The organism is Lentzea sp. NBC_00516 (assembly GCF_036346835.1).
Taxonomy (GTDB): Bacteria; Actinomycetota; Actinomycetes; order Mycobacteriales; family Pseudonocardiaceae; genus Lentzea; species Lentzea sokolovensis.
This window is the reverse complement of sequence record NZ_CP107840.1, coordinates 5631387-5655047: the sequence shown is the minus strand read 5'-3', so window position 1 is coordinate 5655047 and position 23661 is coordinate 5631387. Positions and strand designations below refer to the sequence as shown.

General features: G+C 69.2%; 21 protein-coding genes and 1 tRNA gene. 12 read left to right on the top strand and 10 right to left on the bottom strand.

All coding sequences use genetic code 11. The features are described from left to right. Positions 1-3 precede the first annotated feature (3 nt). The 3 genes from OG205_RS25055 to OG205_RS25045 form a co-directional block, all read right to left on the bottom strand. Positions 4-705 (bottom strand): SDR family NAD(P)-dependent oxidoreductase, encoded by a 702-nt coding sequence (locus OG205_RS25055; RefSeq protein ID WP_330270521.1) that lies wholly within the window; start codon positions 703-705, stop codon positions 4-6. 51 nt (positions 706-756) lie between these two features. Next, the gene (locus tag OG205_RS25050) at positions 757-2622 is read right to left on the bottom strand and encodes a hypothetical protein (RefSeq protein ID WP_330270520.1); all 1866 of its coding nucleotides are present in this window, start codon (positions 2620-2622) and stop codon (positions 757-759) included. A gap of 96 nt (positions 2623-2718) precedes the next feature. After that, positions 2719-3705 carry a fatty acid desaturase family protein gene (locus tag OG205_RS25045; protein WP_330270519.1) on the bottom strand — a complete coding sequence of 329 codons (987 nt, stop codon included), beginning with the start codon at positions 3703-3705 and terminating at the stop codon, positions 2719-2721. A gap of 211 nt (positions 3706-3916) precedes the next feature. Between OG205_RS25045 and OG205_RS25040 the strand changes: the two genes are divergently transcribed. Then, positions 3917-5074, top strand: a complete 1158-nt coding sequence (locus OG205_RS25040) for a 4-hydroxybenzoate 3-monooxygenase (protein ID WP_330270518.1) — start codon at positions 3917-3919, stop codon at positions 5072-5074. Between the two features lie 18 nt (positions 5075-5092). After that, positions 5093-6745, top strand: coding sequence for a methyltransferase (locus OG205_RS25035; RefSeq protein ID WP_330270517.1), 1653 nt, complete (start codon positions 5093-5095; stop codon positions 6743-6745). Here the strand turns inward: OG205_RS25035 and OG205_RS25030 are convergent. From OG205_RS25030 to OG205_RS25020, 3 genes are read right to left on the bottom strand one after another with little or no spacing between them, the layout of a single operon-like run. After that, the gene (locus OG205_RS25030; protein ID WP_330270516.1) at positions 6742-7089 is read right to left on the bottom strand and encodes a VOC family protein; all 348 of its coding nucleotides are present in this window, start codon (positions 7087-7089) and stop codon (positions 6742-6744) included. The two genes, OG205_RS25035 and OG205_RS25030, sit on opposite strands and share 4 nt — an antisense overlap. Before the next feature lie 43 nt (positions 7090-7132). Continuing rightward, on the bottom strand, positions 7133-7855 hold the full coding sequence (locus tag OG205_RS25025) for an anti-sigma factor (RefSeq protein ID WP_330270515.1): 723 nt from the start codon (positions 7853-7855) through the stop codon (positions 7133-7135). Continuing rightward, positions 7852-8451: a sigma-70 family RNA polymerase sigma factor gene (locus OG205_RS25020; protein ID WP_330270514.1), complete on the bottom strand. Its 600-nt coding sequence runs from the start codon at positions 8449-8451 to the stop codon at positions 7852-7854. Before OG205_RS25020 ends, OG205_RS25025 begins: the two co-directional genes overlap by 4 nt. A gap of 177 nt (positions 8452-8628) precedes the next feature. On the opposite strand from OG205_RS25020, the gene OG205_RS25015 reads away from it, so the two are divergent. From OG205_RS25015 to OG205_RS25000, 4 genes are all read left to right on the top strand, one after another. Next, positions 8629-9279: a fasciclin domain-containing protein gene (locus OG205_RS25015; RefSeq protein ID WP_330270513.1), complete on the top strand. Its 651-nt coding sequence runs from the start codon at positions 8629-8631 to the stop codon at positions 9277-9279. 217 nt (positions 9280-9496) lie between these two features. Further along, positions 9497-10201, top strand: coding sequence for a hypothetical protein (locus tag OG205_RS25010; RefSeq protein ID WP_330270512.1), 705 nt, complete (start codon positions 9497-9499; stop codon positions 10199-10201). A gap of 58 nt (positions 10202-10259) precedes the next feature. Continuing rightward, positions 10260-11765 (top strand): hypothetical protein, encoded by a 1506-nt coding sequence (locus OG205_RS25005; RefSeq protein WP_330270511.1) that lies wholly within the window; start codon positions 10260-10262, stop codon positions 11763-11765. A gap of 246 nt (positions 11766-12011) precedes the next feature. Further along, complete coding sequence (locus OG205_RS25000) at positions 12012-13607, top strand: glycoside hydrolase family 64 protein (RefSeq protein ID WP_330270510.1); 1596 nt, start codon at positions 12012-12014, stop codon at positions 13605-13607. A gap of 57 nt (positions 13608-13664) precedes the next feature. On the opposite strand, the gene OG205_RS24995 is transcribed toward OG205_RS25000, so the two are convergent. Beyond that, positions 13665-16364, bottom strand: a complete 2700-nt coding sequence (locus OG205_RS24995) for an nSTAND1 domain-containing NTPase (protein ID WP_330270509.1) — start codon at positions 16362-16364, stop codon at positions 13665-13667. A 179-nt stretch (positions 16365-16543) separates the two neighbouring features. Here OG205_RS24995 and OG205_RS24990 point away from each other — a divergent pair, with 179 nt between their 5' ends. From OG205_RS24990 to OG205_RS24965, 6 genes are all read left to right on the top strand, one after another. Beyond that, positions 16544-16834 carry a hypothetical protein gene (locus OG205_RS24990; protein WP_330270508.1) on the top strand — a complete coding sequence of 97 codons (291 nt, stop codon included), beginning with the start codon at positions 16544-16546 and terminating at the stop codon, positions 16832-16834. 109 nt (positions 16835-16943) lie between these two features. Further along, the gene (locus OG205_RS24985) at positions 16944-17423 is read left to right on the top strand and encodes a TetR/AcrR family transcriptional regulator (protein ID WP_330270507.1); all 480 of its coding nucleotides are present in this window, start codon (positions 16944-16946) and stop codon (positions 17421-17423) included. Position 17424: 1 nt separating this feature from the next. Continuing rightward, positions 17425-17778, top strand: coding sequence for a hypothetical protein (locus OG205_RS24980; protein ID WP_319978191.1), 354 nt, complete (start codon positions 17425-17427; stop codon positions 17776-17778). Continuing rightward, positions 17775-18800, top strand: coding sequence for an alpha/beta hydrolase (locus tag OG205_RS24975; RefSeq protein ID WP_330270506.1), 1026 nt, complete (start codon positions 17775-17777; stop codon positions 18798-18800). The genes OG205_RS24980 and OG205_RS24975 overlap by 4 nt, the downstream gene beginning before the upstream one ends. A 130-nt stretch (positions 18801-18930) precedes the next feature. After that, on the top strand, positions 18931-19422 hold the full coding sequence (locus OG205_RS24970; protein ID WP_330270505.1) for a SigE family RNA polymerase sigma factor: 492 nt from the start codon (positions 18931-18933) through the stop codon (positions 19420-19422). After that, on the top strand, positions 19419-20228 hold the full coding sequence (locus OG205_RS24965; RefSeq protein ID WP_330270504.1) for a hypothetical protein: 810 nt from the start codon (positions 19419-19421) through the stop codon (positions 20226-20228). The genes OG205_RS24970 and OG205_RS24965 overlap by 4 nt, the downstream gene beginning before the upstream one ends. Before the next feature lie 263 nt (positions 20229-20491). Here the strand turns inward: OG205_RS24965 and OG205_RS24960 are convergent. From OG205_RS24960 to OG205_RS24950, 3 genes are all read right to left on the bottom strand, one after another. Next, positions 20492-20565: transfer RNA gene (locus OG205_RS24960), tRNA-Lys, on the bottom strand. 77 nt (positions 20566-20642) lie between these two features. Continuing rightward, a complete protein-coding gene (locus tag OG205_RS24955) occupies positions 20643-21254 on the bottom strand; it encodes a lysoplasmalogenase (RefSeq protein WP_330270503.1) in 612 nt (203 codons plus the stop codon). Positions 21255-21272: 18 nt separating this feature from the next. Further along, positions 21273-23546 carry a M4 family metallopeptidase gene (locus tag OG205_RS24950; protein WP_330270502.1) on the bottom strand — a complete coding sequence of 758 codons (2274 nt, stop codon included), beginning with the start codon at positions 23544-23546 and terminating at the stop codon, positions 21273-21275. Between the last annotated feature and the right edge of the window lie 115 nt (positions 23547-23661).

The window sequence follows — 23661 nt, the reverse complement described above, 5'->3', positions numbered from 1 at the left end:
CCGTCAGACGGTGAAGCCACCGTCGGCGTTGATGCTGGCACCGGTGACGTACGCACCGGCGTCTCCAGCCAGAGCCGCCACCAACTCGGCGATCTCCGCCGGCTTTCCGTAGCGTCCCAACGCGGTCAGCCCGCGAATCGTGTCCGACATCGGCCCGTCGGCCGGGTTCATGTCGGTGTCCGTGGGGCCGGGGTTGACCACGTTCGCCGTGATGCCCAATGGTCCCAGCTCGCGAGCGAGTCCCTTCGTCATCCCGATCAGCGCGGTCTTGCTGGCGGAGTACAGGGCGAAGCCGGGGAACGGCGCGTACACCGCGACGTTGCTGCCGATGCTGATGATTCGCCCGCCTTCACGCATGTGCCGTACCGCCGCACGCGCCGCGAGAAACGGTGCGCGCACGTTCACGGCCATCGTGTGGTCGAACTCGTCACGGCCGAGCTCCTCCAGCGGTCCTACCTGGAAGACGGCCGCGTTGTTCACGAGGATGTCGAACCGTCCGAAGTGGACGGCGGTCTCGTCGACCGCCGCCACCACGGCGTCCGGATCGGCGCTGTCCGCCTGGATGGCGAAACCGTTGTCCGGCTTGGTGTTCTGGTACGTGACGGCGACGCGGGCGCCGAGAGCGGTGAGCTTCTCGGCGACCGCGGCTCCGATGCCGCGGCTCCCGCCGGTGACGAGAGCCGCTTTTCCTGCAAGTGATCCCATGCCGATCAGCCTGCTGGAATCACCGCCGGGATTCTGGCGGGAATCGGACCGTCAGTTGTTGCCGCGGACGTACGCCCACGCGGTGCGGTTGAGGGAGTCCTCGATCCCGGTGAAGCCCTCGTTGGGGTTGAGGACGTCCTCGTGGAAGTCGACGTCGATGTCGTCGGCGGTGCCACCGACGGCGTCCGGGCCCACGCCGAACATGCCCTTCGGGTTGCCGCCCTGGTCCATGATGGCGTCGAGCGCGTTGAACTGGTCCTGGTGCCAGCTGCCCGACATGTGACCGGCCTCGTGCGCGGTGATGTTGCCGATCGCCCTGCCGATGAACGCGATCTTGTCGCTGGCCGGGGTGATGTACCCGTTCAGCGAGGTGCGCGACTGCGCGGCGGGTGCGCTGAGGATGTCGAGCAGCACCAGCGAGGTCTCCTCCTTGCCGAAGTTGCCCGCGTCGATCGACTGCGCGATGCCGACGGTCTGGATGCCGGACTCGGCGATCGAGCCACCGACGACCACGCGGCTGACGTTGGGCTGCCCCCACGGGTCGGCGTGGTCGCGGCTGTTCAGGATCCGCACGGCGAACCGCTTGTTCGTGCCCTTCGCGGCCAGGTCCTTCTCGATGTTCTCGCGCACGGTCGCGACCACGCCGTCGATCACGGCGTTCTCGTCGGCGGCGGTGAGACCCCAGCCGGGCAGGAACTTCTTGAGCGGCGAGAGGTCCTTGTTGCCGGCCGTCGGGTCGGTGCCGAAGATCCGGGTGTTGACCCGCGCGCCGTCGAAGTCGAGGAAGAGCGTCAGCACGTCGGGCCGCGGGTTGAGCTCGGAGCCAGGACGGTAGGCCTCGACCGTGACGTCGTAGCGGCCGTCGCCGTTCTCGACGCCGACCGTGTAGCGGCCGTCCTTGGGCGCCACGAAGTCCGCGACGGCGTTGCCGCCGGCGGGCATCGGGGAGTTCTCGGCGTACAGGAAGCTGAAGTCCTGCGACGAGCCGAAGACCTCACGTCCGGCGGGGTCGTTGATGACGACCCTGGTCGCCTTGCCCTTCGCCGACGCGCCGAGCACGTCGCCGGCCTTGAGGTCGACGGAGAAGAAGTCCCTGTCCGCCGGGCCGTCACCGGACGAGATGGTCAGGTCGTAGGCACCCTCGGTGCCCGCGCGCTTGCCGGTGCCCGGCGTCATCGGGTCGGACGGGATCGCGCCCGGTCCGGCCGCGGCGACCATGACGTACACGTCCTGACCGGCGCCGACGGGGACCTGGATCCTGCTGTCGGTGGTACCCGCGAGGTTGTCCTGCTGCACCAGGACCTGCCCGGCGGCGTCGTACGCGGCGAGGTGCGTGTCCAGGTCGCCGGACGGGGTGTCCGTCTCGACGACGACGAACTTGAACTCGGCGCCACCGGTGAGCTTGTAGAAGTCGTGGTCACCGGAGCCGTCACCGCCGCTGCCGTACGGGCCGTCGCCGATCGTGCCGCTGGTCTTCAGAGCCCTGCCGCGCGCCGGAACGCCGGTGTCGCTCGCGAGCGGGATGGCGTCGTTGATCTCGGCGAACGGAGTGACGACGGGCATCGTGGGGTCACCCGCGAGGTCACCGGTGATCGAGAGCTTCGGGTTCTTGCCCTTGCCGGTCCCGAACCCCGCCACGTGCTCGGCCTGGGCGGGCGCGTCGTTCGCGCCCTGGCCGGTCTCCTTCTCGCCGTACGTCAACGGCTGGCCCGCGCTCTTCGCGGCCACGCGCGACTGCTTGCGGGACTCGCGGTTGCGGTGCACCGCGGCCCAGTCGACCTGCGCCTCCGCCGGCAGGAACGCCAGCATCGGGTCGGGCTGACTGAGCTGCGGCGCGGGCTCTGCCACCGACTGTCCGGCAGCGACCAGAGTGAGTGCCACACCTGCCGTGAGCACGCCAAATAGCTTCTTGCGCATATGAACTTCCCCCAGTTCGGTATAGAACCGAGGAAACCAGCGCCGTGCGGGTCAGGCGAGCCTTTTGGTCAGCCTTTGTCCACTTTCGGACAACCGTCAGGCCGCGACCTTCGCCCGCAACGGTGCCGCGACCTCGTGGAGGTGCTCCAGCACGTAGCCGTACGAGCGGAACAGACCGCACTGCGCGTAGGAAATGCCGCGCTGCTCGCAGAAGTTGTGGACGATCACCTGCGCGTGCTTGAGCGCCGGCCGGGGCATGCTCGGGAACAGGTGGTGCTCGATCTGGTAGTTCAGGCCGCCGAGCAGGATGTCCGTGAACCAGCCGCCCCGGATGTTGCGCGAGGTCAGCACCTGCTTGCGCAGGAAGTCGAGCGAGTGGCCCGCCGACAGCACCGGCATGCCCTTGTGGTTGGGGGCGAAGGAACAGCCCATGTAGAGGCCCCACAACGCCTGGTGCACGAGGATGAACGCGATGGCGTACACGGGCGAGAGCACCCAGAACACGACCCCGAGGTACACCACGACGTTCGCGATCATCACGTACCGCTCGCGGCCCGAGTACCGGATCGAGTGCCAGTGCAGCGCGAAGCCTTCGAGGAGCAGCAACGGGAAGAACAACACCGCCTGGTGCGAGGCGATCCACCGCAACACCCCGCGCTTGTCCGCGCCCTGCCGCTGCGTGAACGCCAGCACCGTGATGTCGACGTCCGGGTCCTCGTCCTCGTGGTTCGGGTTGGCGTGGTGGCGGTTGTGCTTGCCGACCCACCAGTCGTAGCTGACGCCGACCAGTCCGCTGTGGACGTAGCCGGTGATCTCGTTCCACTTCTTCGTGGCGAAGATCTGCTTGTGGCCCGCGTCGTGCCCGATGAACGCGAGCTGCGTGGTCATCGCCGCCAGCACGGCCGCCACCGCGAGCTGCCACCACGAGTCGCCCAGCAGCGCGAACGCCACCCATGCCGCCGCGTAGACGGCGAGGTTCACGCCGATTCGAGCGAAGTAGTAACCACGCCGCCGAGCGAGCAGGCCAGCCTGCTTGATCTCGGCCGCCAAGTGGGCGAAGTCGCTCGCCTGCCGGAGTGCCATTTGCGCAGAATGCCGGATGGCGGCGACGAAGTCATGCACGGCCGGTGAAGTCGTTACAAACCGCTTGGGTCGGTCACGCACCGACACGATCAGGTGATCATGATCTTGATCTTCGGCGAGCCGCTGGCCCCCGCCCTGGCCGCTGAGGTCCAGTGCTGCGCAATCGGGCCCGCCGCGGACGCGGGCCGATCCGGAGAGAGGACCAGAAGGCGTGGTCGACCACACCACCGTGCTCATCGCGGGCGCGGGGCCGGCGGGGCTCGTGTTAGGCAACTTGTTGCGCGCGGAAGGGATCGGCACGCTCATCGTCGAGCGGGCGAGCCGCGAGCAGGTGCGGACGAGGGCCAGGGCGGGCTTCCTGGGACCGAACAGCGCCCGGATCCTCGTCCGGCACGGGCTCGGCGCCGGGATGCTCCACAAAGGACGATCGCACGGCGTCTGCGCTTTCCGGGGCGAGGACGGGGAGTTCGAGCTGGACTACGCCGCGCTCGGCCAGGGCGAGGTGCACACCGTCTACCCGCAGCAGGACCTCGTCACCGATCTGATCGCCGAGTACCTGGACCGCGGCGGGGAGATCCGCTTCGGTGTCACCGTCACCGGTGTCGATTCCGGCACCGCGACGATCCGTTATCGCGACGAGCAGGGCGAAGGTGTGGCCACCGGGCAGTTCCTCGCGGGATGCGACGGAGGCAACGGGGCCACCCGGCAGGCCATCCCGGCGGACTTAGGGCAGCGCCACACCCAGGACCACGGCGTCAGCTGGCTCGCGGTGCTCGCCGAGGCGCCGCAGAGCATGGCCGCGGTCACCTACGCGATCCACGACGACGGCTTCGCGGGCCACATGGCGCGCAGCCCCGAGGTGACGCGGTACTACCTCCAGGTTCCTCCCGGCGACGACCAGGAGGCCTGGACCGACGAACGGATCTGGGCCGCTCTGGGCACCCGGATGCGCACCGCCGAGTTCGGTCAGCTCGAACAGGGCCCGATCACCGAGCGCCGGATCGTCCGGCTGCGCTCCGAGGTCGTCGACCCGATCCAGCACGACAGGCTGTTCCTCGTCGGTGACGCGGCCGGCCTGATCAGCCCGTCCGCCGCCAAGGGCGCCAATCTGGCGATCATGGAGGCCGAGGTGCTGGCCTCCGCCCTGATCTCCGCCCTGCACCAGGACGACGAACGGCCGCTGGCCGCGTACTCGCGCACCTGCCTGCCCCGCGTCTGGCGGGCGCAGGAGTTCTCGCGCTGGATGATCGATCTGCTCCACACCCAGGACGACGACTTCCACCGTGCTCTACGCCGCGCCCGGCTGCACAGCCTGCGCGACTGCCGCGCCCACCAGAACTTCTTCGCCGAGCACTACGTCGGCATCTGAGCCACAGGAACCGTCACCATGATCTCGACCAGCACACCCGTCATCGCCGCGGCCGACCTCGACCGGCTGACCGCCACGATGGCCCTCATCGGCGCGCACGACACGCACTCGGCTCTCGCCGCCGCCGTGCCGTCGCTGCCCGCCGACCAGCGCGACGCCGTCACGCGGCACGCCACCCTCGACCACGCCGCGTTGCTCATCTTCCCGGAAACCCTTGCGGGGCTTGCGGACGAGCTCGCGCGGCACGGCATCGAGGTCGGCACGATGACCCCGAGCGTCGTCGTCCGCGAACGGCTGAGCGCCCGCTATTCGGTGCCCGTCGCGGACCTGAAGGTCGGCATCCTGCGCGCACCCGTCTCCGACCGCAACGGCTGGCCGTGCGAGCTGGAGATCTTCGTGATGGTGACGCCGCCGGAACTGGCGCACATCGCGGAGGACGAACGCCGCCACGAACACGAGAACCACGTCGCGCTGGCCGTGCGGCGGCCGGACCCGGTGCTGCTGCGCGGACTGCGCACGATGATCGCCGGTGTCATGCGCCCGGACGGCGGTGGGTACAACGGTTACGAGAACCACTCGGTCCTCTACTTCCGCGACGCGCACTGCGCCGACCCCGCGTTCCGCCGCCTGGAACTGATCTCCACCGGCCGGTTCCCGCAACTGCAGGCCACGCACCAGCGCGAATCCTGTGCCGGCACCGAGTTGCTGCGCCTGCTCACCGGCGCGTGGGCGACGCAGGCCATCGCGACCGCCGCCGAACTCCGGTTGCTCGACCACCTCGTGACGATCCCGGACCTGCCCGGCCTGGCGTCGGCCACCGGCACCGAACTCCAAAGCCTGGCAAGGCTTCTGCGGTACCTCACGTCGCTCGGTGTCGTCCACATGTCCGGTGAGCGGCACAGCCTCACCGACCTCGGCGAGCTGCTGCGGTCGGACCTGACGGGCTCGATGCGCCCGCTCGCCCTGATGTACGGCGGCCCGTTCTACCGGTCGTTCGCCGAACTCACCGAGGCCGTCCGCAGCGGTGAGGAGTCGTACGCGAAGGCGTTCGGCGCCCACCACTTCGCCCACATGGCAACGGATCCGGACCTGGCCGAGCTGTTCCACGGGTCCATGGCCGCGAGCAACGCGATGTTCACCGGCGTCACCAAGGTCGTCGACTTCTCCACCGCCGGCACGGTCGTGGACGTGGCCGGCGGCAACGGCGAGCTGCTGTCCCGCGTGCTGCACGCCAACCCGGCGCTGCGGGGCGTTCTGCTCGACCTCCCGAACGCCCTCGCCGCAGCCGTTCCCCGTCTCGCCGACCTCGCGGACCGCGTCACCCTCGTCCCCGGCGACTTCACCCGCTCCATCCCCGGCACCGGTGACGTCTACCTGCTGTCGCGCGTGCTGCACGACTGGGACGACGAGCAGTGCCGCACCATCCTGGCCACGTGCGCGCGGAGCATGCCCGCACACGCCGAACTGCTGGTGATCGAGCGCCTGCTGCCCGAGGCCGGCGAGGTGGACTCGCTCGCGATCCCGTGGGACATCCACATGTTGTGCAACACCGGCGGCCGCGAGCGCACCGAGTCGCACTACCGCGCGTTGCTCGCCGAGGCCGGCTTCGAGCTGGTCGAGACGCAGGCCTTGCCGCTCGACGCGCACATCATGCGAGCCCGGTTGCGCTAACCCACCAGGCAGAAGGGGTGGCCGGCGGGATCCGCGTACACGTGGAACCGCTCGCCACCGCCTTCGAGCCTGCGCGCGCCCAGCACCAGCACCTTCTCGCCCGCCGACGCGAGATCGTCCACGCGCACGTCGAAGTGCATGTGGGCGGTCTCGGCCGGCCACTTCGGCGGTTGCCAGCCCTCGACCCGCGCGAACGCCACACCGGGCCGGTCGGGGGCGTCACCGATGACGACGAACGCGCCGTCGTCCTGCACCCGGATCATCCCGAGCAGCTTCTCGTAGAACTCCGCGAGGCCCTGCGGATCAGGGCAGTCGATCACCAGGCCGTGCCAACGTCCGATCATGCGCGGGATGCTGGCACGGATCGAGGACAACGACCGCCCTGGATCACACCAGCGGCATCGCCATCACCGGTGGCGTGGACGGCTTCTCCGACCCTCCCGAGGGCTCCACGGTCAGCGCGACCTCCTTCGCCCCGGTCAGTCCGCTGACCACGACCGGCGTCGACCGGGACTGGAGCAGTCCGGCCGGGTGCGGGTCGTTGTCGGCGCCGATCAGCCAGAGCTGGTAGATCCGGCCGTCGCCGGGATCCGGCAGGTCCTTGGCGAGGAACAGCGCCTCGTCGCGGCTGGCCGAGATCACGGCGGTGCCGGTGGCGCCGTTCGGTGCCTTGCCGTTGATGAGCTTCGCGTCCGGTGTGGACAGGAAGTCGGAGAACCGGCTGTACTCGCTGGACAGTTGTGCCAGCTGCCTGTCCTGGTCGGACTCCGTGTACTGCACGGTCACGAAGACCGCGGCGACCAGGCAGGCGGCCGCGAGCAGCCCTCCGGCCCAGCGCACCCTGCGCGGGTCCGGCACGCGGGCCGTGTGGGGAGAGACCTGCCGGGTTTCCGCCGCAGCGGCGAGCACACGGGCGCGCAGCTGCGGTGGCGGCGGGGACTCCACCGCGACGCCCAGACGTGCGGCCGTGGCCGCGAGCTCGGCGACCTCGACCGCGCAGCTCGCACAGCGGGTCAGATGCGCCTCGAAGGCGGTCCGTTCGATGTCGGACAGCGCGTTCACGGCGTAGGCGCCGGTGAGCGTGTGCAGATCAGCGGATGTGGTCCTCATCCGGTCACCCCCATGCAGTCCCGCAGTCGGATCAGGCCGTCGCGCATCCTGGTCTTGACCGTGCCGAGCGGGATGCTCAGCAGGCTCGCGACCTCCGGATACGAGTAGCCCTGGTAGTAGGCGAGCAGCACGGACTCGCGCTGCAGGTCGGTCAGGAAGCTCAGGCACCGGCGCACCTGGCGTTGTTCGAGCCGGCCGTCGACCTGCTCGCTCACCTCGTCGAAGGGCCTGCCCGGATCGAGCCGGGCGGCGCGGTCCTCGCGATGGGTGGCGGCCTGGGCGGACCGGACGCGGTCGACGGCACGGCGGTGCGTCAGCGTGAGGATCCAGGTGTTCGCGCTGCCGCGGTCGGGGTCGAACCTGGTCGCGGTCCGCCACACCTCGAGCATCACCTCCTGGAACACCTCCTCCGACTGCGCCTGATCTCGCACCACCCGCCTGATCAGCCCGAACACCGAGCCGGACACGACGTCGTAGAGCCGTTCGAACGCGGCCTCGTCGCCCCGTGCGACCAGCGCCAGCAGCTCGTCGGCGGTCGGACCGACGTCCCGCGGTGTCCTCGGCAGGCTTTGCAGCGCCCGCTCACGCTCAGGCATCCCTGGTCCTCTCCTCAGCGTTGTCCCTCTGGTGTTCGCAGCGGAGGCGCCGGTGGATCGGTGCCGGATGGGTCACGTCCTGGTTGGTAACGGATCGATAACCACACCCATCCGCTCCCCGAGGGGTGGCGAATCACGGGCAGCAACTGCTCGATCACCCCTTGGAGATGTCCCGTCATGAACAAGACCGTCCGCAACACCGTCCTGGCCGCCGGCGCCGTCTCGCTCGCCCTGTTCGGCGCGGCGTGCGGCTCGGGTGACATGGCCAGCAGCGGCACCTCGTCCAGTGCCGCGCCCACCTCGACCGCCACCTCGTCCGCCGCGATGGCCGACCCGGCCAAGGACCTCGTCGGCCCCGGCTGTGCCGACTACGCGAAGCAGGTTCCGTCCGGTGCCGGTTCCGTGAGCGGTATGGCCGCCGACCCGGTCGCCGTCGCCGCGAGCAACAACCCGCTGCTCAAGACGCTCGTGGACGCCGTGTCCGGCAAGCTCAACCCGAAGGTCAACCTGGTCTCGACGCTCAACGGCGCCGAGTTCACCGTGTTCGCGCCGGTCGACTCGGCGTTCGCGAAGATCGACGCCGCGACGATCGAGAAGCTCAAGACCGACGACGCGCTGCTGACCAAGATCCTGACCTACCACGTCGTCCCCGGCCAGATCTCGCCCGACAAGATCGCTGGCGACCAGAAGACCGTCGAGACCGGCACCGTGAAGGTCACCGGTTCCAAGGACGCGCTGAAGGTCAACGACGCCAACGTCATCTGCGGCGGCGTGCACACCGCCAACGCCACCGTCTACCTCATCGACTCGGTCCTGCTCCCTGCCTGACATCTCCAGAGGGCAGCAGTACCGCGACTCCGGGAACCGCACAGTGCGGTTCCCGGAGTTTTGCTGTTACCGCAGTGGCGGGAAATTGATGTTTGGAATTGTTTTACCGCTTTGAGCTGCGCGAACAAAAGTTTCTCCACTTTCGTGCAATCCACTCTCCTGGGTGAATCCGAATGCCTGATGTACGGGTGCCGATTCGCCGAAAGGGGGTGATTACATGAAGTCGACCTGCTCCACAGTTCTCCGGCGCACTCTCGGTGTCGCCGGGTTCCTGATCGGGTTCGGCCTGCTCTCCGCGGGAGTCGCGAGCGCGGACGACGGTGACTCGCCCGGCCTGCTGGGTGGTGTCGCCGAACTCGTCGCTCCGGTGACCGAACCGGTGCTGGCACCGTTGACGCCGGTCGTCGACACCGCCGTGCGGACGCTGAGCCCGGTGCTGGAGCCTCTTCAGCCCGTGACAGCGCCGTTGCTCGCTCCTGTGGTGAACACGGTGCGGGACGTGCCGGTGGTGCCGCGGATCGCGGAACCGTTGGTGGCACAGCCTTCCGCTCCTGCGGAGGTGCCGCCGCCGGTCGCCGTTCCGGAGACTCCGCCGGTGCCGGCCGTCGCCCTCACGGCGAACGCCGTGACGACGTCCGGTGTCGTCCCGGTCCCGGTCCCGGTGGCCAAGGCCCCGCAACAGATCTCCGCACCTGACGTGGCGCCACCGATCGAGGCGCCCTCCTCGCCGTCGCCTGACGTGCCGCTGGTTCTGCCCGGTACGACGGGGTCGGTGTCTTCGAACGGATCGACGGGTCTCGCGCTCTCGGATCTCCCGGCAGGATCGGGAATTCGTCCGGGCGTCGAGTCGCTCGCGGTGGTCACGGATCACCAGATCCACGGGTCGTGGTGCTACTACTACGGCCGAAGTCATCCCAGTTGATCACTCCTGCCAACCAAGCCGACAGATCACCAAGCTTGTTTGACAGGAAGGTTCGACAATGCACAGCTACGTGCGACGCGGTCTGATGGCCGCAGCGTTCTCGGGAGGCTTCCTCCTGTTCGGAACGGCGATGGCAAGCGCTGACACGGGTGGCAACGGCCTCCTGGGCGGCGTTGGCGACGTCGTGCACTCGGTCGTGAACGGCGGCAACGGCGGGAACTCGGGCAACGGCGGCGACGCCACCAGCTCGAACAACGCCAAGTCCGGCAACTCGGGCAACTCCGGGAACTCGGGCGCAACGGGCGGCAACAGCGCCTACGGCGTCTGCGTGCTGGCCGAGTGCCACACCGAGGTGAGCTCGGGCGACTCGGGCAACACCGGCGCAACGGGTGCGACCGGCGACGCCTCCAACCACAGCAACACGGTGGGCGGCAAGTCCGGCGCCGCCGGCAACGGTGGCGACGCCACTGCCGCCGGCCGCACGCAGAACACCGGCGCGACCGCGGGCAACGGTGGCAACTCGGGCAACGGCGGCGACGCCACGAGCTCGAACACCGCGCGGTCGGGCAACTCCGGTAACTCGGGCAACTCGGGTGCGACCGGCGGCAACAGCGCCTACGGCGTCTGCCTGCTGGCGGAGTGCCACACCGAGGTCACCTCGGGCGACTCGGGTGACACCGGTGCCACGGGTGCGACCGGCGACGCTTCCAACCACAGCAACACGGTGGGTGGAAACTCCGGTCCTGCCGGTGACGGTGGCGATGCCGCGGTCGTGAGCAAGGACCAGAAGTGGGGCCACCACAAGAAGTCCGGTTCCGCCGAGGCGACCTCGGGTGACGGTGGCAAGTCGGGTAACGGCGGCAACGCCACGAGCTCGAACAATGCCACGACCGGTAACTCGGGCAACTCCGGGAACTCGGGCGACACCGGTGGCAACAAGGCCGTCGTCCGCTCGATCGGTTCGAAGCAGGGCCACAACTGGTTCCAGGGCACCAAGTCCTGGACCAAGGTGACGTCGGGCGACTCCGGCGACACGGGTGCCACTGGTTCGACCGGTGACGCGTGGAACCACAGCAACACGGTGGGCGGCAACTCCGGTCCTGCCGGTGACGGTGGCGACGCCGCGGTCATGACCAAGGACCAGAAGTGGGGCCACCACAAGAAGTCCGGCTCCACGGAGGCGACCGCGGGTGATGGTGGCAAGTCGGGTAACGGCGGCAACGCCAGCAGCTCGAACAACGCCACGACCGGTAACTCGGGCAACTCCGGGAACTCGGGCGACACCGGTGGCAACACCGCGTTCGTGAAGACCGAGAACAAGCACCAGAAGTGGAACGGCCACCGCGGCGACAACTGCCACGGCTGGAAGAACCATGGCTGGAAGAACCACAGCACCAAGTCCTGGACCGAGGTCACCTCGGGCGACTCCGGTGACACCGGTGCCACTGGTTCGACCGGCGACGCCTCCAACCACAGCAACACGGTCGGTGGCCACTCCGGTCCGGCGGGCGACGGCGGCGACGCCGCGTCCTGGACGCACGGGAAGCACTCCGTGAAGGCGTGACCACGAGGTGATCAAGGGGCGGGGTCGACTTCGGTCGGCCCCGCCTTTCTGCTGTGGATCAGCTCGATCAGCCGCCTGCCCGGCTCCTGCCCGGCTTCTGCCCGGTATTGACAGAGCCGCCATCTGCGAACAACCATGGAAGCGCTCTCATAACCGGTCTGGACCAGTTCTCGGACCGGAGGCCGCCGACCGCCCTGTAGCCGGTCGGGGGACCTGCCGGCAGAGCACCCCTGCACAAGGAGTCAGATGCGCACTCGAACGAAGTGGTTCAGCGCGCTCGCCGCACTGGCGGCGATCGCATCGGCGGCCATCGCGAGCACACCGGCACAGGCGATCGGCCCCGACCTGCTGCCGCTCAACGTCACCAACAACAGCGGCCGGTCCGAGGCCGTGCACCTGTACGTCCTGGGCACGGACATCCGCAGCGGGCGCCTCGGGTACGTCAACCAGGCCGGCGCGTTCACGCCGTGGTCGCCGGGTGGCAACCCGCCCACGCCCGCGCCGGACGTGTCGATCGCCGGTCCTGGTCCCGGTGGCACCGCCTCGCTGCGGGTGCCGCGGTTCATCTCGGGCCGCGTCTACATGTCGTTCGGCGAGAAGCTCAAGTTCTTCCTGACGCCCGACGGCCTGGTGCAGCCGGCGCCGTGGGCGTCCGGCGACCCGAACAGCGGCATCCTGTTCGACTGGAGCGAGTTCACCTACAACGACGCGGGCCTGTGGCTCAACAGCTCCCAGGTGGACATGTTCGCGGTACCGCACGCGGTGACCGTGACGGGCGCGAGCGGCGCCACGAAGAAGACCGGCGAACTCAAGTCCGGTGGGCGGGACGCCGTCATCAACGGCATCCGCAACCAGTCGGGCTGGGGCGGGTCGGTCATGTCCCGTTCGGACGGCACGGTGCTGCGCGTGCTCGCGCCGGGCAAGGCGGCCGACGTCGGCAACTTCGACCGCAACTACCTGGACTCGTACATCACCCAGGCGTGGAACGCGTACATGACCAAGACGCTGACCGTGCAGCCGTTCGGCGACCGTCCTGACGTGAAGTACTTCGGCGGCACGTCCGGCGGCACGATGAACTTCAGGAACACCGCCGGGCAGCAGGTGGCGTCGTTCGCGAAGCCGTCCACTTCGAACGTGTGGGGCTGCGACGGCGCGCTGCACGCACCCAACGACCAGGTGGTCGGCCCGATCGCGCGCACCCTGTGCGCCGCTCTGCACCGCTCCACGCTCGGCCGCATCGACGTGCAGCCCGGCGGCGGTCCCGCGGACTTCTACCAGGGCGCGATCACCAACCACTACTCGCGGCTGGTGCACCAGAACATGGTGGACGGCAAGGCGTACGGGTTCGCGTTCGACGACGTGCAGGCGCAGGAGTCGCTGGTGCACGACGGCGATCCGCGCTCGGCCGGGATCATCCTCACCCCGTTCAGCGGCGGCTCCACGACGCCTCCGCCCGCCGCCGCCGGCAGCATCGTCAGCGACTGGCACGGCAAGTGCATCGACGTGCCGAACTGGAACTTCGCCGACGGCCAGCGCCTGATCGTGTGGAACTGCACGGGCAGCACGAACCAGAAGTTCGAGTTCACCGGCGGCACGCTGCGCACGGAGAACAACAAGTGCGTGGACGTGGCATGGGGTTCGAGGGACAACGGCGCGGCCGTGCAGCTCGCGACCTGCTCCGGGAACGCGGCCCAGCAGTTCGTGCTGTCCGGGACCGGTGACCTGGTGAACCCGCAGGCGAACAAGTGCGTGGACATCGCGGAGTGGAACCCGAACAACGACGCGGTCCTGCACATGTGGGACTGCGTCGGCGGCGCCAACCAGAAGTGGCACCGCGGCTGACGACCAGAAGCGCGGTGAGGCCAGGCCGGGATTTCCGGCCTGGCCTCACCGCGTTCGTCAGCAGGGCGGGGTGTACGGAACGTCCGGGACGTGCCTGCGCCACTCGTCCTCGGTCAGGCGCGGTCCCACCGAGTCACACGCCTCGGCGACGGCGGCGCCGAGATCCGCGTTCAGCAGCCGCATGGTCGGATCGAACATGGTCCACACGAGGGTCCGGCCGTCTGGGCTGAACGCGATGTCGGCGACGGCGATGGCGGCGCCGGACAACGTGGCGATCTCGGTGACGTGCCCGGGATCGGTGACGTTCCACAGCCGCACCGTGCGGTCGTCGCTGCCGGACGCGAGCGTACGACCGTCCGGGCTGAACGCGACGCTGCCGACGACGTCCTCATGACCGGTGAGCGAGGGGTGCTCGGAAGGCTTGCGAGGGTCGGAGACGTTCCACAGCCGCACGGGTTTGTCGTTGCCGCTGCCGACCGCGAGCGTGTGCCCGTCCGGGCTGAAGGCCAGGTCGTACACGTCGAGCCTGGTGTCGGACAACGACACGATCTCGGCGCCGTCCTGCCACAGCCGCACGCTGTGGTCGTCGCTCCCGGTGGCCAGCGTCCTGCCGTCAGGGCTGAACGCCACCGTCCGCACCGCGTCCGTGTGGCCGCGCACCGTCGCGGTCAGCACCGGGTTGCGCGGGTCGCTGACGTTCCACGTCCGCACCTCTCCCGTGCCGGAGCCGGCGACGAGGGTCTGACCGTCCGGGCTGAACGTGACCGCGCGCACGGATCCCATGCCGCTCAGCGCCGCGATCTCCTTCTGATCGGCCCACAGCCGCACGGTTCCGTCGTCGCCGCTCGACGCGAGGACCTTCCCGTCCGCGCGGTAGGACAGCGCGCGCACAGGGCCGGTGTGGCCGGTGAGAGTGCCGAGCCGGACCGGCTTGCGCCGGTCGCCGACGTTCCACAGGCGGATCGAGCGATCGCGGCCCGCCGTTGTCAGCTTGCCGTCGCTGCTGAACGTCGCCGCGTAGACCTCCTCGTCGTGGGCCGTCACGACGGTCGCCAGCGTGCTCAGCACCGCGTCGCGCGTCTTGCGCGTCGCGGCGAGGTTGTGCGCGGCCAGACCGAGCTGCAGCCCGAGGGACGGGTTCGCGCGATGCTCCACCACCGCCTCGGACGCGAGGTTCTGGGCGATCGCGCTGTTGCGTTGCGACGTGATGTCGTTGCGCGTCCGCACCGCGTAGAACGTCGTCGCCGCCGAGACGACCAACAGCGCCGCGAGCACTCCGACCAGGTAGCTGAGGCGTTTCGCGCGGCGCCGCGCCACCACGTGTTCCTCGGCCTCGGCATCGGTGCTGGCCTCGACGAACGCCCGTTCGCGAGCCGTGAGGGCCTGAGATCGGGTGGCCCATTCGCGGGCGATCGCCAGCCGGGCTCCCCGGTACAGCGCGCTGCGGTCGCGGTCGAGTTGTTCCCACACGTCGGTGGCGTGGGTCAGCTCCCGGTGGACGCGTTGCCCGTCGCGGTCGCTGCTGAGCCATTCCCGGAACCGTGGCCACGTGCGGATCAACGCTTCGTGGGTGATCTCGATGCTGTCCGTGTCGCGCACGACGAGCCGTGCGGCGGTGCACCTGTCCAGCACCACCGCGGTGTCCTGGTCGTCGTCGAGCTCGGCAGGGGAGATGCGGCGTTTGGTGTCCTCGGTGTTCTCACCCAGCACGGCGAGGCGCCGGAAGAGGTCCCGCGCACGGCCCTGCTGGCGCGCGTCCAACGAGCCGTACACCGCCTCGGCCGTCTTCGCGAGCGCGCCGTCGATGCCGCCGACGGCCTGGAACCCGGTGAGCGTGAGCCGGTTTCCGCTGCGCCGGCGCCATGTCTCCAGCAACGCGTGCGACAGCAACGGCAGGACACCCGCCTGGCCGTGGGCGTGCGCGATGAGCGTGGCCGCCAGGTTGCTCTCCACCGTGCAGTTCGCCTTCATCGCGGGCAACGTGATCGCGCGACGCAGCTCCTCCGCCGTCATCGGCCCGACGGTGAACTGGGAGTCCTGCAGCGCGCCCGCCAGCTCGGGAATCATGCAGCAGTGCGTGTAGAAGTCCGACCGCACGCCGATCACCGCCCGGCGGCCGAGCAGTTCGGCGATGAACCGCGCCCGTTCGTCCGCGTCCTGGCAGAGGGTGAAGACCTCCTCGAACTGGTCGACCACGATCACGGTCTCCGGGTCGGACGGAAAACCGGGCACCAGCCGCATCGGATGTTCACCCGGAGTGCGGAGAACGTGCGCAGGCAGCCGCGGAAGAAGTCCCGCGCGAATCAGGGACGATTTTCCCGACCCGGACGGTCCGAACACCGCGACGAACTTCTGCCGTTGCACAAGGGCGAGGAGATCGTCGACAAGGCGTTCCCTGCCGAAGAACCGAAAAGCGTCCTCGGCGCGGTAGACGGAAAGTCCGACATAGGGCGCCTGGTCGTGATCCTCTGGTTCGGCGGCGGCAGTCGCGTTGAGTTCGGCCGCGAGAGAGTGCCACCGCTGCTCCCACAGTTCGACGTCACCGTCGCACGCGCGCACGTAGGCGAGCGTGACCTCCAGACTCGGGAACCTGCGCCCGCCGGCGGCCTCGGCGAGCGTCGTCGCGGAGTAGCCGCCGCGCTTCCCGAGCTCGCGATACGACGGACCACCGATGTCCTGACGCAAACGCCGCAGGTCAACGGCGAACTCGACAAGAGCGGTCCCATCGAGCTCCAGCGGTCGCTCCGGTCGTGGCACCTGATGTCTCTCCTCGGATTCGTGTTGTCCGGTGCGCCGCTCTCCGGCGCCTGACAACACGACCACGCTATACACATCCCGGGTCCGGCCTCGATGGCCATCAATTGGGGGTGTCATCGAGGCTGGGCCGGTATTGCGACCTGGGTCGTGAATCACTTCTTCACTGGGGAGTTCACCGCATGAAGTTCACCGCATTGGCCGCTGTGGTCGCCGTTGGCGCCACGCTGATCACTGTCGGGGCGTCCACCGCCTCGGCGGCGCCGATGTCCGCACAATCAGTTGTCTGCGTTCAGCAGAACAACGTCATCTATCGCAAGACGCCGGAAGGCACGCCGCTGGGTCAGGTGCACCGCGGCCGGCGTTTCGACGTGTTCGAGTCCGGCGGCCCGGACCTGACGTGGGCCCACGGGAACATCTCCGGCGGCGCCTCGGGCGTGTGGATCTACTGGGGTCTGCTCGGCAACTGCTGATCCCGCACCACGCGGACGGGCCCGTCACCGATGCGGTGGCGGGCCCGTTCCGCGTTTTCAGGAACGATTGTTCTTGACTGATCGTTCCTGAAAACGCTACGGTCGTCACATGGGACGACGCAGGTCTTTCGACGTGGACGAGACCGTGGAGGCGGCGGCCGACCTGTTCGCCCGCCGTGCCTACGACGGTGTCTCGATCGACGACCTGGTCACTCGACTCGGAGTGCACCGCAACAGTCTCTACGGCGTGTTCGGCAGCAAGCGCGGTCTGTACCTGGCGGCGTTGCGCCGTCACATCGAGCAGGACGTTCGCCCGCACCTGGCTCGTGCCGCCCAGTCGGAACACCTGCCCGCGTGGGACTTCCTGCTGGTGGCCGCGGTCGATCGGGCGCCGGACGACCTCGAGGTCGCCGGCCTGGTGTCGTCGGTCTTCGCCGAGGTCGACGAGGCGACGGGTGACCCGCGCGCCACCGAGGTGCTGCTGGGCCGATGGCTGCGCGCCAGACCGCAGGCCGTGCGCCACGGGGAGGCCGCGGACGTCCCCACCATTCGTGACGCGCCGGAAACGGTGCCCGGTAAGGAGATCTGACATGGCGACGATCAGCGTGCAAGGCCAGGACCTGGTGGTGGAGATGAACGGCCTGGACAAGTTGTGGTCGTTGAAGAGCAAGCTGACCATCCCGCTCGCGCACGTGCGTGGTGCCACGGTCGATCCGGGAATCCTGGGGGAGCCGAAGGGGATTCGGGCGCCCGGCACGCATCTGCCAGGGGTGATCACGGCCGGCACGTTCCACCAGGACGGCGAAAAGGTCTTCTGGGCGGTCCGCGACGCGCAAAAGGCGGTGGTCGTGGAGTTGGCCGACGAGCACTACACCCGTCTGGTCGTCGAGGTCGACGACCCCCGCGCGGTGGTGGCGATGGTCGAACAGGCCACGAGCCGATGATCGTCAAGGTCGCTTCGGTGCTAGTGGCGGCGGTCTTGGCCGCCGGCATCACGCCCACCACCGTGCTCGCCGCCGGCAGCCATGACTCCACGGCCTGGTTGCCCGCACGCGACGAGCAGGTGTCGTTCGAGGTCGAGGGCACGACCACCTACGGAACGCTCCACGTGCCGGCGCGGCGGCGCGGTGAACGTCTGCCCGCGGCCCTTCTGCTGCCGGGCAGCGGCCCCACCGACCGCGACGGCAACCAGCCGCCGTCGCTCACGCCGAACACCATCCGCGACCTCGCCGCCGCACTGGACCGCGATCGGGTGGTGACCCTCCGGTTCGACAAGTACGGAACGGGCCAGACAGGACTGGGCGCCTGGGCCGGGCGGCCTCAGGACATCGACTACCCGGCCTTCGTGCGCCAGGCCGCAGCAGCCCGCGACCTGCTGCAACGCCGTGCCGAGGTGGCACGGAACAGGGTGGCTCTGGCCGGTCACAGCGAAGGAGGCATGACGGCACTGGTGCTCGCCGCGCAAGCACCTCCCCGCCAGCGCGCCGCTGCCCTGATCATGCTGCAGCCCCAGGCGTTGCGGCTGCTGGACGTGCTCGCCATGCAACTGCACGACCAGATCGGGCAACTCGTCGATGCCGGAGGCCTGACCGAGCAGGAAGCGGAGATCATCGACCGGGCGATCGACGTGGCCGTCGCGGACCTGCGAGGTGGTCGCCCCGTCGACACGACGACCATGCCGGCACCGCTCGCCGCGCTCTTCCAGTCGCTGGCAGGACCGAACCGCCGGTTCGTGACCACGGACGACGCGGTCTTCCCACCCGACGTCGCACGCGGGCTGCCGCCGATGCCCGTGCTGCTGACCTGCGGCGAGCTGGACCCCCAGGTGCCCTGCCACACGACTGACCAGCTCGCGTCCGTCGTGGGCCACCGCGTGGTGCTCCCCGGCGTCGGCCACGCGATGACCACCGCCGACGGGACGCTCTCGCCTGTCCTGACCCGTGAGCTCAGCGCTCTGCGGTGGTGACGGGCGGCCCGGCTTCTGGGAAGCGCGCGTGAGAGCTCTCGGCAGCCGTTGAGAGACCGAATGCAACGTTGAGGGTCACTTCTCCATTAGGGGTCGAAATCGAGGTTGAGTCGACGATCGGGAGTGGCCGGTGGAGTTTGCCGAGTACGTGGCAAGGCAGCGTCCCGCGCTGATGCGGTTCGCCATGGTCCTGACCTGCCGGACGTGGCTGGCCGAGGACCTGGTGAGTGACGTGCTGGGCCGGGCGTTCGAGCGCTGGGAACGGATCTCGGGGATGGATGAGCCGCACGCTTACGTGCGGCGGATGGTCGTCAACGAGTACCTGTCCTGGCGCAGGAGGCTGACGCGTACGTCCCCGCGCGCCGAGATCGAGCCGCGGGTGGTCTCCGACGGCGCGGACGAGCGGGCCGAGCGCGACGCGATGATCAGCCGCCTCGCCGGCCTGCCCAGGAAGCAGCGCGCGGCCGTGGTCCTGCGCTACTACGCGGGCCTGTCCGACAGGGAGATCGCGACACAGTTGGGATGCAGGGAGCCGACCGTGCGCAGCCAGATCCACCGGGCACTCAACGTTCTGCGCATCGACCTCACCGCCACCGCCCCCAACTTCCAGGAGACCTCATGAGCGACCTGCGCACTCTCCACGACGCCTTCGCCGAGCTGGAGCGGCAGGTCGACGCCGCGGCCGCGTACAGGGCCCCGGTCGTGCGGCGGCGCAGGGCCGTGCGGCTGGTACCCGTCGCGGCCACCGTCGTCGCGGTGGCGTGCCTGGTCGCGGGTGCGGTGTGGCTGATGCCGGGCGACTCCGGCACGCACGTCGCCGGCCCGCCGCCGACCACATCGTCCATGACCATGGCGCGCAGCCCGGTCCCCGCCACGCCGGATGAGCTGATCGCCCGGTTCAGGGTGGTGCTCGGAGACACCGCGACGTTCGAGGCGACCGCGAACCACACCTTGTCAGGAGGTCCCGCGCCCTCGGGTAACAACGCGCCACCGGGGTCAGGGGCAGTCCCGCTGACGGTGAACCCGAACTTCCCCACCAGCGCGCTTGTCGGCGGGACTTTGACCTCCGCAGGCGTCACCGGGAGCTTCAGCCTGACGATCTACCCCGCAGATTCCGAGCCCAGCGCGTGGTGCAGCTTTCACCGCACGGGTCCCGGCCTGACTCCAGCTCGACCAGAGGACTGTCCTGTCAGCACGCTGCCCGACGGCTCCCGGCTGGCGACCGAGACCGTGCGGTCGGTTCCCGGCGCGGTGGCGTACATGGCGTGCCTCAAGCGGCCAGACGGGACGACGGTCCTCCTGCGCGTCGGCAACCAGGAGGACCCCACGGGCGCCGTGATCAACTCGCCGGGCGGCCGGATCTACTCGCCGCAGCCGCCGCTGAACCTCGACCAGCTGAAGGCGATCGTCACCTCCGACAAGTGGTGACGAGGTTCGTGATGGCCGGCCACCTCGGTGGCCGGCAAGCGGTGGCAGCACTAGCGGCATCACCGGGAGCGTGCCCACTACAACGCCGCTCTGTGGCACGTCGGCAAGACTGAACGCATCGGCCTGGGTCGAGCGAAGCGAGACCCACCGGGGGTCCGGGGGCGGAGCCCGCCGGCTGGGGTTTGGGGGCTCGGCCCCCAAAAAACACAACGAAGCAAAGAAGGCTCACGCTCTTTGTGAGCATGAGCCTTCCATTTGCGAAGTACGCCGCCAGGGACTCGAACCCCGGACCCGCTGATTAAGAGTCAGCTGCTCTAACCAACTGAGCTAGCGGCGCTTGTTTGTGTGCCGGAGGCTTGCTCGTACCGACGTGAAGAACGTTAGCACAGGGGTTCCAACGGGTTTTCACGCGGGTCACCCGTTCGACGTTTTGAACCCCGTGTGCAGGAGCCACTGGGCCGCCGCGTAGGTCGGCATGACGCCGGTCGACGCCACTCGCGCCGCGCGTCCCTTGAGGACGAACCGGCTCGCGCCGAGCAGGGCGTCCGAGACCGCGAACAGTGCCGCACCACCGAAAACCCGTCGGGCGCCGGCGCCGCGGGCCGTGGAGGCGGCGGCGACCATCGTGCCGAGCGTCAGGGCGTAGAGGCCTACCGGCTTTCCCATTGGGCCTGCCGCTCGCGCGAACACCGCGGCTCCTGCGGCCGACGCCATGACGATGGGCACGACGGCCTTGCGTGAGCCGGGCGACGAGCGGCGGGCCAGTGCGGCGGTGTAGCCGACGTGGGCCACCAGGAAGCTGAAGAGTCCTGTTCGGAACGCCTTGTCCGAGTCGCCGAGCAGTGCCACGTCACCCAGCCACGAGCCGGCCAGGCCGACCGCCATACCGGGGTCGTGAGGTGGGCTGGCGACGGCCAGTGCGGGCATCAGCGCGGTCTTCGTCACAGTGCGCGCGGGCTTGGCGCCGCGCACGGCTGCCGCGATCGAGTCCACGATCGCGGCAACCGCGTACGCCTGCTTCTTCATGAGCTCAGACTAAAAGCCTCAGCTCAGGGTCACCGCCGTGTCGTCGATCACGAACGACGTCTGGAGCGAGGCGTCCTCCACGCCGGTGAACTTGACGGTCACCGTCTGGCCCGCGAACGAGGACACGTCGAACGTCTTGAGCACGTAGCCCGCCGCCGCGTTCGTGTTCGAGAGCGTGGCGAGGGTGGTGGTGCCCGCGGTGACCGTCAGCTTGTCGTAGACGGTGCTGCCGGTCTCCTTGGTGTCGATGTGGACGTAGAACGTCAGCGACGCCTTGCAGCCGGCGGGGATCGTCACCGACTGGGACAGCGAGTCGGTGTGCGAGGAGCCGTAGCCGTTCAGCCAGGACGACCAGGTGCCCGAACGGGCGGGTTCGCCGTCCGCGCTGTGCTGGCCGATGACGCCCGAGGACGCCGTCCACGACGTGGCGCCGGCCTCGAAGCCCGGGTTGGCGAGCTTCTGGCCGGAGCAGTTGCCGCCGCTGGTGCCGACGGTCCAGCTGAACGACGCGGTGCCGCTCTTGGAGGCGCTGTCCGTCGCGGTCACCGTGACGTTCGAGGTGGCGGCGGTGGTCGGGGTGCCGGAGATGGTGCCGTTGCCGGAGTTGATGGACAGGCCGGCGGGCAGGCCCGTGGCGGACCAGCTGTACGGCGCGGTGCCGCCGCTCGCCGACAGCGGCAGGCTCACCGCGGTGCCAACGGCGCTGGACTGGTTGCCGGGGTTGCCGACCGTCACCGTGCCGGTCGCGCTGCACGTCGGGTCGGCCGACTGCGCGGGCACGCTGATCGCGTCCCAGGCCGCCTTGACCGTGTTGAACTCCGCGCAGCTGCCGGGGTAGAGGTTCTTCGCCGCGGTCAGCGTCCAGGTGCGGTACTTGAGGTACGCGCTGCTGGAGGTCTTGAGCAGCATGGCGTTGTAGAAGATCTTGATGGCCTTCTCGACGCCGAGGCCGGTGATCGACGTGTTGTTGCACGTGGTGCTCGCCGGCTGGCCGTTGGTCGGGTTCGAGCCCTGCGAGAGCAGGTAGAACCAGTGGTTGCCGGGGCCGGCGGCCGCGTGGACCTCGGTGTTCGGGATGGAGCTGGAGTAGCAGTTCGCGTGGTTCAGCGCGGACGGGTTGTACATGTTGCGGATCGGGCCGCGGCCGACGAGGTTGATCGTCTCGCCGACGAGGAAGTCCGGGGTGTCGTAGGGCGACGGCTCGTTCGCGAACCACTCGGTGGTGGCGCCGAAGACGTCCGCGACGAACTCCTGCGTGCCCGCGCCGGAGATGCCGCCTGGAGTGTGGTCGTCGATGCCGTGGCCGAGTTCGTGCGCGACGACGTCGATCGAGCCGATCCACTGGCCCGCGGAGTTCTTTCCGATCTGGACCTGGCTGCCGTCGTAGTAGGCGTTCTGGTCGTTCAGGCCGACGCGCATCGGCCAGCCGCCACCGTTGCCGTCGAAACCGTTGCGGCCCAGCCACTGCGAGAGCATCTTCGACTCGGTCTGCGCCGCGAACAGCACGTCGACGCAGCCGGTCTCGCGGTTGGTCTGGGTGCCGTTGCCCCACGTGTCGGTGGTCTTGGTGAACGTGGTGTTGTTCGCCGCGTCCTGGCAGCTGACGTTGGTCAGCGTGGGGTCCTTGAGCGAGTAGTTCGAACCGGACTGCGTGGTGGCGATGGTGACGGGGTTCGGGCCGTTCCAGCCGCTGGTGCCGGTGCCGTGCATGACGCGTTCCTGCTTGCGCAGCACCTTGCCGGTGGCGGCGTCCACGACCACGTCGAGCTTGCTCGGGCCCTCGGAGTCACGGCCGGTGACGGTGACCTTCCAGGCAAGCGTCGGAGCGGAGTCGAGCGCGTAGACGACCTGTTCCGCGGTGCCCACGCCGTCCACTGTGGACATCGTGGTCTTCGCGGTGGTCTCGGCCTGCGCTTTGGTGACGGAGGGCGTGGTGCTCGCCAGGTCGATCGTCGCGTTCTGGCTGACGGAGGTCTGCAGGACCTGGCCGGTCGAGTTCGTGACGACTACGAAATCGCCGCCCACTACCGGAATTCCCTTGTACGTCCGGTCGTACGGGACGTACTTGAGGCCGTTCGTCGACGAGATCACGCCGTGGCGGACGAACTCGTCGTTCGATCCGGCGTGCAGCTGCGACGGGCGGCTCGCGACGAGGCTCGCGGCCGCGTCCACGGCCAGCGCCTCGGCGGTCTGAGTCGGTTGGGCGACGGCGGTCTGCGCGCCGGTCTGGGTGAGAACGGCTGCGACCAGTGAACCTGCCGCGGCCAGCACGAGTGTGCGTCTGGCTTGCATTTTTCTCCTCGTTGCAGGGCGAACTGACCGGCCCTCGGTTGCAGGGGGAGCCGGTGCGTTCGTCGAGGTGAATGTGGTGGCGGAGCAGGGAAAGAATGGGTTGCGCGGCGACCGT

Excerpts from the sequence above, each read along its gene's own strand:
- OG205_RS25055 (WP_330270521.1), bottom strand. The coding sequence starts at position 705 with ATGGGATCACTTGCAGGAAAAGCGGCTCTCGTCACCGGCGGGAGCCGC.
- OG205_RS25050 (WP_330270520.1), bottom strand. The coding sequence starts at position 2,622 with ATGCGCAAGAAGCTATTTGGCGTGCTCACGGCAGGTGTGGCACTCACT.
- OG205_RS25045 (WP_330270519.1), bottom strand. The coding sequence starts at position 3,705 with ATGGCACTCCGGCAGGCGAGCGACTTCGCCCACTTGGCGGCCGAGATC.
- OG205_RS25035 (WP_330270517.1), top strand. The coding sequence starts at position 5,093 with ATGATCTCGACCAGCACACCCGTCATCGCCGCGGCCGACCTCGACCGG.
- OG205_RS25030 (WP_330270516.1), bottom strand. The coding sequence starts at position 7,089 with ATGATCGGACGTTGGCACGGCCTGGTGATCGACTGCCCTGATCCGCAG.
- OG205_RS25025 (WP_330270515.1), bottom strand. The coding sequence starts at position 7,855 with ATGAGGACCACATCCGCTGATCTGCACACGCTCACCGGCGCCTACGCC.
- OG205_RS25020 (WP_330270514.1), bottom strand. The coding sequence starts at position 8,451 with ATGCCTGAGCGTGAGCGGGCGCTGCAAAGCCTGCCGAGGACACCGCGG.
- OG205_RS25015 (WP_330270513.1), top strand. The coding sequence starts at position 8,629 with ATGAACAAGACCGTCCGCAACACCGTCCTGGCCGCCGGCGCCGTCTCG.
- OG205_RS25010 (WP_330270512.1), top strand. The coding sequence starts at position 9,497 with ATGAAGTCGACCTGCTCCACAGTTCTCCGGCGCACTCTCGGTGTCGCC.
- OG205_RS25005 (WP_330270511.1), top strand. The coding sequence starts at position 10,260 with ATGCACAGCTACGTGCGACGCGGTCTGATGGCCGCAGCGTTCTCGGGA.
- OG205_RS25000 (WP_330270510.1), top strand. The coding sequence starts at position 12,012 with ATGCGCACTCGAACGAAGTGGTTCAGCGCGCTCGCCGCACTGGCGGCG.
- OG205_RS24990 (WP_330270508.1), top strand. The coding sequence starts at position 16,544 with ATGAAGTTCACCGCATTGGCCGCTGTGGTCGCCGTTGGCGCCACGCTG.
- OG205_RS24985 (WP_330270507.1), top strand. The coding sequence starts at position 16,944 with ATGGGACGACGCAGGTCTTTCGACGTGGACGAGACCGTGGAGGCGGCG.
- OG205_RS24980 (WP_319978191.1), top strand. The coding sequence starts at position 17,425 with ATGGCGACGATCAGCGTGCAAGGCCAGGACCTGGTGGTGGAGATGAAC.
- OG205_RS24975 (WP_330270506.1), top strand. The coding sequence starts at position 17,775 with ATGATCGTCAAGGTCGCTTCGGTGCTAGTGGCGGCGGTCTTGGCCGCC.
- OG205_RS24965 (WP_330270504.1), top strand. The coding sequence starts at position 19,419 with ATGAGCGACCTGCGCACTCTCCACGACGCCTTCGCCGAGCTGGAGCGG.
- OG205_RS24955 (WP_330270503.1), bottom strand. The coding sequence starts at position 21,254 with ATGAAGAAGCAGGCGTACGCGGTTGCCGCGATCGTGGACTCGATCGCG.
- OG205_RS24950 (WP_330270502.1), bottom strand. The coding sequence starts at position 23,546 with ATGCAAGCCAGACGCACACTCGTGCTGGCCGCGGCAGGTTCACTGGTC.